Annotated in this window: 7 protein-coding genes and 3 tRNA genes; 6 read left to right on the top strand and 4 right to left on the bottom strand. The window is 65.8% G+C overall.

The genetic code is table 11. The features are described 5' to 3' along the window. Positions 1-185 precede the first annotated feature (185 nt). The 4 genes from AE652_RS29465 to AE652_RS29450 all read left to right on the top strand — a co-directional run bounded on the left by AE652_RS29465 (position 186) and on the right by AE652_RS29450 (position 953). On the top strand, positions 186-527 hold the full coding sequence (locus AE652_RS29465; RefSeq protein ID WP_049656966.1) for a metallopeptidase family protein: 342 nt from the start codon (positions 186-188) through the stop codon (positions 525-527). Positions 528-642: 115 nt separating this feature from the next. After that, positions 643-715 (top strand) — tRNA-Glu (locus AE652_RS29460). Positions 716-778: 63 nt separating this feature from the next. After that, positions 779-852 (top strand) — tRNA-Asp (locus tag AE652_RS29455). 27 nt (positions 853-879) lie between these two features. After that, positions 880-953, top strand: a tRNA-Phe gene (locus AE652_RS29450). Between the two features lie 88 nt (positions 954-1,041). Here the strand turns inward: AE652_RS29450 and xerC are convergent. From xerC to AE652_RS29435, 3 genes are all read right to left on the bottom strand, one after another. Then, the gene (xerC, locus tag AE652_RS29445; protein ID WP_049656965.1) at positions 1,042-2,247 is read right to left on the bottom strand and encodes a tyrosine recombinase XerC; all 1,206 of its coding nucleotides are present in this window, start codon (positions 2,245-2,247) and stop codon (positions 1,042-1,044) included. After that, a complete protein-coding gene (locus AE652_RS48535) occupies positions 2,247-2,477 on the bottom strand; it encodes a helix-turn-helix domain-containing protein (protein WP_234348578.1) in 231 nt (76 codons plus the stop codon). The genes xerC and AE652_RS48535 overlap by 1 nt, the downstream gene beginning before the upstream one ends. A 1,479-nt stretch (positions 2,478-3,956) precedes the next feature. Next, a complete protein-coding gene (locus AE652_RS29435; protein ID WP_049656959.1) occupies positions 3,957-4,139 on the bottom strand; it encodes a hypothetical protein in 183 nt (60 codons plus the stop codon). A 29-nt stretch (positions 4,140-4,168) separates the two neighbouring features. On the opposite strand from AE652_RS29435, the gene AE652_RS29430 reads away from it, so the two are divergent. After that, positions 4,169-5,017: a GntR family transcriptional regulator gene (locus tag AE652_RS29430; protein ID WP_049656957.1), complete on the top strand. Its 849-nt coding sequence runs from the start codon at positions 4,169-4,171 to the stop codon at positions 5,015-5,017. Next, the gene (locus tag AE652_RS29425) at positions 5,014-5,700 is read left to right on the top strand and encodes an HAD family hydrolase (RefSeq protein WP_063780310.1); all 687 of its coding nucleotides are present in this window, start codon (positions 5,014-5,016) and stop codon (positions 5,698-5,700) included. The genes AE652_RS29430 and AE652_RS29425 overlap by 4 nt, the downstream gene beginning before the upstream one ends. Here the strand turns inward: AE652_RS29425 and AE652_RS46665 are convergent. Continuing rightward, the gene (locus AE652_RS46665) at positions 5,678-6,829 is read right to left on the bottom strand and encodes a hypothetical protein (RefSeq protein ID WP_159028581.1); all 1,152 of its coding nucleotides are present in this window, start codon (positions 6,827-6,829) and stop codon (positions 5,678-5,680) included. The genes AE652_RS29425 and AE652_RS46665 overlap by 23 nt on opposite strands. Positions 6,830-8,012: the final 1,183 nt, after the last annotated feature.

Genomic DNA, 8,012 nt, shown 5'->3' with positions numbered 1-8,012 from the left:
CGCCGGGGGCCGGCGCCGCGCCCGACGGCAGCACCCGGGCCGGGCCGTCCGCCGCGGTGCCCCCGGGCGAGGTGCCGTCCGCGGCGTCGTCCACGGCGCCCTCCGAAGTCGTCACAGCCCCATCAAACACCGGCCCCCGCCACCTGGCACACCGTCATCCGGCACCGGACAATGATCCGGTGGAGATGACCCGGGAAGAGTTCGAATCGCTGGTCGGCGACGCCCTCGACCAGATCCCCCCGCAGCTCGCGGCCATGATGGACAACGTCGCGATCTTCGTCGAGGACGAGCCCGACCCGAGCGACCCCGAGCTGCTCGGCCTCTACGAGGGGACCCCGCTCACCGAGCGCGGCGAGTGGTACGCGGGCGTCCTGCCCGACCGCATCCTGATCTACCGCGGCCCCACCCTGCGCCACTGCGACACCCACGAGCAGGTGGTCGAGGAGGTCCGCACCACCGTCATCCACGAGGTCGCCCACCACTTCGGCTTCGACGACCACGAACTGGACGAGCTGGGCTGGTCCTGACCCCCGCCCACGGGCCCCGCCCTCCACCCGGCCGAAACCCGTTTTGGCGATCCGCCCCGCATCCCATATGCTTCTCGACGTCCCCGAACGCTGGGAACAGCGGGACAGGCCACAAGCCCTCATCGTCTAGTGGCCCAGGACGCCGCCCTTTCAAGGCGGTAGCACGGGTTCGAATCCCGTTGGGGGCACGCAGTACCGTAGTAAAGTGCAGTGCGCAAGACCGCAAGACCCTGAGTGGTTCGCCACTTCTAGGTCCCGTGGAGCAGTTGGTTAGCTCGCCACCCTGTCAAGGTGGAGGTCGCGGGTTCAAGTCCCGTCGGGATCGCTCGTCTCGCAAGAGACGGTGCAGTACGGCCAGGTAGCTCAGTTGGTACGAGCGTCCGCCTGAAAAGCGGAAGGTCGCCGGTTCGACCCCGGCCCTGGCCACAACCGCCTGAAAAGGCAAAACCGCCCCGGAGAGATCACTCTCCGGGGCTGTTTTCATGTCCCGTACGCCAACCGGTACGCCAACGGCTCAGCCGAGCTTGTCACTCAGCGACCCGAGGGCCTTCCGCTGCTCGTCCAGGGACGCGTGGGCATAGACCTTCATCGTCACGCCGATGTCACTGTGGCCGGCGATCTGCCGGACGATGTGAGGCGGAACACCCAGGTCGAGCAGCAAGGTCACACAGGTGTGGCGGAGGTCGTGGAACCGGAGCGAGAGCCCGAGCCGATCCCGGAGCGGGTACCAGCTCCGCCGGCGGTTGTCCGGCTCGATCGGCGTCCCGACCCGGCTGGTGAACACCAGCCCCGTCTCCGTCCACCGCTCGCCGGCCGCCACCCGCTCCTGAGCCTGTCGCTCCCGGTGGGCCCGCAGGGCCTCCAGGACCAACGGCGGGAGCGGCAGCGTCCGGAGCGAGGACGCCGTCTTGGCCGGGCCGAGCTGGAGGGCCCCGTCCACCCGCTGGAGGTTGCTGGAGACGATGAGCGTCCCGCGCTCCAGGTCCACCGCCGCCCAGTGCAGGCCCAGCAGCTCCCCGCGCCGGAGCCCCATGGCGAGGGCGAGGACGTAGAGGGCGTGCAGGCGGTCCGGGCTGGCCGCCTTCAGGAGCAGGCGGGCCTGCGGGACGGTGAGGCCCTTCCCGGTGCTGTAGTCGGGCGTGGGCACCTGCACCAGCTTGGCGATGTTCCTCAGGATCAGCTCCTCCCTGACGGCGTTCTCCAGGGCGTTCCGCAGGACGGCGTGGATCGACTGCACCATGCGACGGGACAGCTTGGTCTCGCAGCACTCCCCCGCCGCGCAGCACTCCGGCTTCGGCCGGGCCGCGTCCCACCCGTTCTTGCAGCACTGGCAGGCGGTGGCGACACCGGCAAGCCACTTCCGGACGTCGGCGGCCCGGAGGGTACGGAGCTTCTTGGTGCCGAGCCCGGGGACCAGGTGCACCCGGACCACGCTCTCGTACCCCTGGTAGGTCTTCGGCCGGCGGTTCACCCTCACCACGGCGGCCAGCCAGTACGTCAGGTACTCCTCCACCTTGGCGTTGGTGTCGGGCGTCGGGATTCCCCGGTTGTCCTGGGCTTGAAGCTCCGTCATCTTGTCGCGCACCTCGTCACGGGTCTTGCCGTACACGGAGATGCGCTTGACCTTCCCGGACGTCGTGGTCACGTAGACACGGCCGTGGTAGAGGTCGCGGTTCTTCATGCGGCTGATGCTGCCGTCGCCGTTGGCGCGCTTGGCCATTAGAGGCTCCTGCTCTGGGTGCGGATGTAGGTGGTGAGGTCGTCGGCGGCCACGCGGCGGGCGCGGCCGATGGCGAAGCTCGGCAGGATGCCGGAGCGGAAGAGGTCGTAGACCTTGCTGCGGCCGAGCCGGAGCGCGGCCATGACTTCGGGGACGGTGAGCGCTTCGGCGGCCGGGCTGGCCAAGGTCTCCTCCTGGGCGGTCGGGCTGTCGTCTGCCTGTCGCCTCACCTGTCGTGTCGCCTATCTGTCACCTGTCGCCTGTCACCTGTCTGTCGCCTGTAAGGCGCAGGTCAGGGGGGTGTTTCCGGGCCGTGGGGCCCGATTTCGGGGTGAGGACGACAGGTGACAGATGACAGGCGGGCTCGGTGGGCGGCGGGTCGGGTGGTCGGGTCGGTCGCGGCGGGTGACGGCGTCAGGGGTGTCAGGGCGGCCGTCAGGGGTGTCAGATCGCGGTTGGCCGGCGGAGCGGGTCGGGTCTGCGGGGTGTCAGGACCGTCAGATCGGTCGGCGGGTGGGTGTCAGGGCCGTCAGGGCGGGTGTCAGGTGGGTGTCAGGGCCGTCAGGGCGGGTGTCAGGCGGGGGTGTCAGGGGCGTCAGAACGGGGTGTCAGACGCGTCAGCTCGCGCGCGCGTGCGCGTTACCCAGGGATCTGGGCGTCAGGGCCGTCAGACGGTTTCTGACGCTTCGGGCCTGACGGTCGGGCAGCGGTCCTGCGGTGACGCTGTGTGTCGGTCGGGGGCTCCCTCACGCGTACGCGTGCACGCGTACGTGGGACCCCCGGATTCACGGAGCGGATAATGAAAGTGAGCGCGGAGGGTGACTTCCCTCCCGCGCCCCGCCCGGCCCGGGAAGGGGCCTTCCGGACCCTTGGGCGGCCGGGGAGGACTCCGCCTCGGGTAAGGGCGGGAGGGGGTGCTCCGGGTGGCGTCTAGCGGGGGCGCCGGAGGGGGCCAGGGGGCTCGGGGGGTGGGTCCGCAGGGTTCGGCCGGCGGGGGTGCTAGACGCTAGGTGGCTGGTCGGGGCGGGGTGTGGTCGCTAGCGGGGTCGCTAGGTCTAGCGACCCGTGTCGCTTGGCGTCGGGTGGCGGCCGGGGCCGGTGAGGGGGCGTGGTGGCCCCTCTCGGGTGACCCCTCCCCCGGCGTTGTTGGCGTTGTTGTTGGCGTTGTTGTTGTTGTTGCTTTGACCTGCACCAACGTCGGCAACAACGCCGAGGGAGGGGGGTCCCTCGGGCGGGGGAGGGGCGGCCTCGTCCGGGGGTGGGCGCCGGGCCGGTGCCGTCAGGGCAAGAGGAGCACCCGGGGGCGGCGGCTGGTGCTCTTCTTGCGGTGCCCGTCCGGGGCCGAGGGCGGGGTGGGAAGAGGCCACCCGCCCGCCGGGGGCGGGGTGGGTTCTTGTGTCCCGGCCGGGGGGGGTGGTTGGGGAGCGGGCGCGGGGTGTCGTGGCGGCCGGTGGGGCGTCCGTTCGGGTGGCCGGTCGGGTGGTGGTCGGGCGGGTCATGGTGGTGGTCTCCGGTCTGGGGTGCGTGGTGGAAAGGGTGGAAAGGTTGGAAAGGGGTCTGACCTGCGGTTTCTTCTGGTGGAAAGCGGGCTGGAAAGGGGTGGGAAGGGTCGGGGGCTGCGGGCGGTCGGGGGCTTTCCACCCCTTTCCACCCGCCTTTCCACCCGGCGTTTTCGCAGGTCAGGGCCCTTTCCACCCTTCTCACCCTTTTCACCCGGGGGGTGCGAAGAGGTAGACGGTGCGGTGGCGGCCGTCGCCGGGCACCTGGACGGCGGCGAAGCCGGGCAGCTCGCACAGGCGGGCGGTGAGGTCGGAGCGGTAGGCGGCGTTGCGGCGCTTGAACAGCCGGTACACCTCGTCCCCGGTGAACCCGTTGGGTCCGGCGGCCTTCACGGCGGCGGCGAGCTTGTCCAGGTCGACTCATGGCCCTAGACCCGGATGACTCGCGCCCCCCGTATCAGCAGGTCAGCAGCTCTCTGCGGGCCTCAATCCTCACCAAGAAGCCGGGATTCGAGACCGGCGACAAACTTCCTTCCGGCCCTGAGTTGGCGAAGCACTTCGGCGTGGCGCGTGGCACCGTCGACAAGGCGCTGGACCTGCTCCGGACCGAGGGGCTGATCGTGACCCGCCAGGGAAGCGGCTCGTTCGTCCGGGAGCGCACCTCTCGGCCGGTCGGACTCCGGCCCCACCTCGAAGCAGCCTTCGAGCAGCAGCAGGTGACTCTGGACTTCGCCGGCTTCTCCAGCGAGACGCTGCACAACGCGCTGCAGGAGCCGCTGGACAAGGTCCGCTCCGGTCGGCTCACCCCGGAGTCCATTACCGTGCGCCTGCTGCTGCCGGACACCACAGAGCCCATGGCCGTCCCTGTACTGGTCGACGGACTCAAGGACGAGGTGGCGCTTCGCGAGCGGGCCCGGAACATCGCGCTGACCAACGCCGGGGGCATCACCCACTCGGTTGAGGTGCTGGCCGAGCTGGGCCTGGTCCAGAAGGCGAGCGTCCAGGTCAGGGTGCACCGGGCATCCAGCCTGTTCAAGCTGTACATCCTGAACCGGTCGGAAGCCTTCTTCGGCTTCTATCCGCTGCGCGAGCGGACCATCGCGGTGGACGGCGTGGACCACACGTTCTACGACGTCACGGGCAAGGACACCACCCTGTTCCACCACGCCGCCGGCCCGGATGACGCCTCACTCGGATCGCAGTACGTCCAGCAGGCCCAGATGTGGTTCGACAGCGCGTGGAGCACGATCGCCTACGAGCGCCAGCCGTGACCGCCATCCCTCAGCAACTCGCCGACATCCTGCGGCCGGTGAAGCACGTGCTCCTCGACTTCGACGGCCCGGTGTGCTCGGTCTTCGCCGGCCTCCCCGCCCCGGAGGTCGCTCGACGGCTCCTTGAGGGCCTGCTCGCCGCAGGCGAGCAGGCCCCAGCCGGGGCGGAGGAGGAGACCGATCCTCTTGCCCTGCTCCGACTGGTCGCAGACGCCCGACCCGACCTCACGGCGTCCACAGACGCCGCCCTAGCCGCGCTGGAGACCGAAGCCGTCCGGGTCGGCCGACCAACACCCGGCGGAGAATCGCTTCTGCGCGCCTGCACCCGTTCTGGCCGAATGGTCTCGGTAGTCAGCAACAACGCCAGCGTGGCCATCGAGGTCTACCTATCCGAGCACGGGCTGTCCGATTATATAGTCGGCGTGTTCGGGCGAATCCGAGGCAATCCCTCTTCAATGAAGCCGAGCCCCCACCTCCTGCTGGAGGCCATGAAGGCCGCTCAAACAGCACCAATTGAATGCATTTTCATTGGTGATGCCGCCCGCGATGTCGAGGCCGGACACGCAGCCGGAATCCGCACCATAGGATACGCAAACAAGCCCGGGAAGGATGTCAAACTTGCGGCAGCCGGAGCTACGCTTGTAGTCGATTCCATGAACCTCATTGCCGCGGCACTCCAATGACCTGCAAGCGCTCCACGGCCTCGCTGATGGTTGACACTACCGGACAGGAGCCGGGACGTCTCTTCCATGCGCTGTTGAGGTAGGCCGTTGCGACTCGCTCGGCCACTACTATATCGGCATAGGCGGCGGCACACCCGAGATACAGCATGTCTACCAGGTCGTTTGGCACCCAGCGTGACCCGTTAGCAAGCCGCTCATCCACAGCGTCGATGTACAGTCCAAGAAATGGCATGCTTACTAGATTTTCGCAGATCTCGGCAACAGCCGACTCGGCCTGACCACTACTCAGCCCCAGATGCATTGCCACTTCGGATATATCAGCAATGACATCGGAGACTCCTATGGCGATGGCGGCCTCTCTCTTTTGGGATCGTGACATCGCCTTATAGGCACCGTCCCGCGAGACCCTATTGTGATGCTCCGCCCAACCGACAGGCTTTTGCGAGTCTATTTTCTCCGGATCCAAAAGTACGTCATACAGGGCCGATATTAGAGTCAACTGGGCGTGCACGTGGCTCACATCCTCAGGAAGCCCTGAGCTGCGATTAACCGGGCGATCCGTATATATGGCGTCCTGAAGGCTGCTAAATACATGCTGCTCCCGCAGATCCGGCGATCCGCCGAACTTGAGGGCCAACGCCTGCGCCATCTCGAATTTGCGAACCCTGATAGGGCTTCGCATTTGCCATCCTTGCGAAAGATCTAGGATCGCAGCAGCCAGGTCCTGCCGCTTCACGTTATACGTTGCAGCGGTCTCGATGGCATGCCCAGAAGAGAAAGGAAGTATCAATTCCCCTCGCCTCGCCATAGCTATCAGAAGATCCACTGCAGCGACATCAGATTCGCGCACGAGGTTTGGGTTGTATATTCGGTTTGCCACTGTGCTCCAGTGGCACTGGTCCAGGTAGACCACCGGCACCGCAGGCCGGACGTCTTCGTTCAATTTGGCTAGCGGCAACGTTAGGTTATCGCCTCGCAGAGTGACGATCTCGACACTGCCGGTGGATTCCATGTAGGAAATGCTCAGGATCGAGCTTCCGTCAAACCTATCCCCAACCAAGGGGACTTCAGCGCGGGCACCAGTCGTCAGCTCAACCTGAACGGTCCCCTCCGAAATCTTGAGCGTCACTCGACTAACCGACACTCTTCCCGAACCAGGAGTTTCCAACCCAAGAAGCCTTTCCCGCTCCGCAACGCTAACTACCCGAGGGATCTTTTTCTCGACGACTACGGGACTCCTCCGTCGCCACCGATGACGCTCAACCACCGGACGGCATTGAGCGCCTCCGAATTCGACCGAATGGCGTGGTCGGGTAATTCATGAGGGCTCGCCTAATTCTACTGGCCGCAGCCTCCGAGAAGGCGAAATCCGGCTCTATCTTGAACCGGTGAAGCGGCAGAGGGCCCCCACCTTTTACAAACTCGCGATAGTTAACCATCTTGCCGTCCTTATGGCGCAGCGAACTATCCACCCGCGCCACTAGGCCAAATCTAGTGAGATTAATATGCGACTCATAGACATCTCTCGTGATGAAATAGAGACCCTCCTTGTCGTGCGCCGTGCAGTAAATTCCCGGCCCAAGATGAGCCTCGGGGAACCTTGCAGCCAGGTGCCTCAAGATGAAGTACATCCGGATTTCGGCCGGACTGAGCAGATAAACCCACCCATTAAGAAAGAATTGAACCGGAACTGAGATCACTGCGGGAGGGTTTTCGTGCCACTCGGGAATTATGTAAGAATGCTTCTCCGGCCCCGAGAAGCCGGATTCATGCAGAGGCATCACAGCCATAGGCTTCTTCGGTACACCAACATTTCGCAGCACCAGACTCTCGGTCGCAAGGCGTGCAAATGCTGACTTGACCTGCCGAATTCGATTTCCTCGCTCCGTAATCGGGTCCACGGCATGCAGATTCTCTTTCGCCCTCGAAAAGGCAAGATTTACCCACGACAGCTCATCCGGCCCTGGAGCTGAAACTGGAAGCGGGCTCGGCCCTGCTTCGCCACTACGCTTCCGACACTGAGCCTCAAACAATGTAAGGAGGTAGAGCTGGAGATTCAACCCTCGCGGTGCCGCAATAGCGGAAATCGGGGGCTTCTGGTCCCGCGCCCCACAGAAGAGGCGGGATCTGATCTTGATAGCCGAGGGCCTTAAGCCTCGCTGGTGAACAGCTCGCAGAGCGGAGGTCGTGGCTTCAAGTAGCTGGCGCGTCGAGTCAAGGTCACAAAGCCGCTCTGCACGTCGCTCTACGCTTCGAGGCACTTGCAGGCTCCTTCTCTACCCTTTGGCCGCATCAACGCATGGCGTCTGACC

Source organism: Kitasatospora sp. MY 5-36 (assembly GCF_001182915.1).
In the GTDB taxonomy this organism is placed as follows: Bacteria; Actinomycetota; Actinomycetes; order Streptomycetales; family Streptomycetaceae; genus Kitasatospora.
This window is presented reverse-complemented; position numbering and strand designations above follow the sequence as displayed.

Excerpts from the sequence above, each read along its gene's own strand:
- AE652_RS29465 (WP_049656966.1), top strand. The coding sequence starts at position 186 with ATGACCCGGGAAGAGTTCGAATCGCTGGTCGGCGACGCCCTCGACCAG.
- xerC (WP_049656965.1), bottom strand. The coding sequence starts at position 2,247 with ATGGCCAAGCGCGCCAACGGCGACGGCAGCATCAGCCGCATGAAGAAC.
- AE652_RS29430 (WP_049656957.1), top strand. The coding sequence starts at position 4,169 with ATGGCCCTAGACCCGGATGACTCGCGCCCCCCGTATCAGCAGGTCAGC.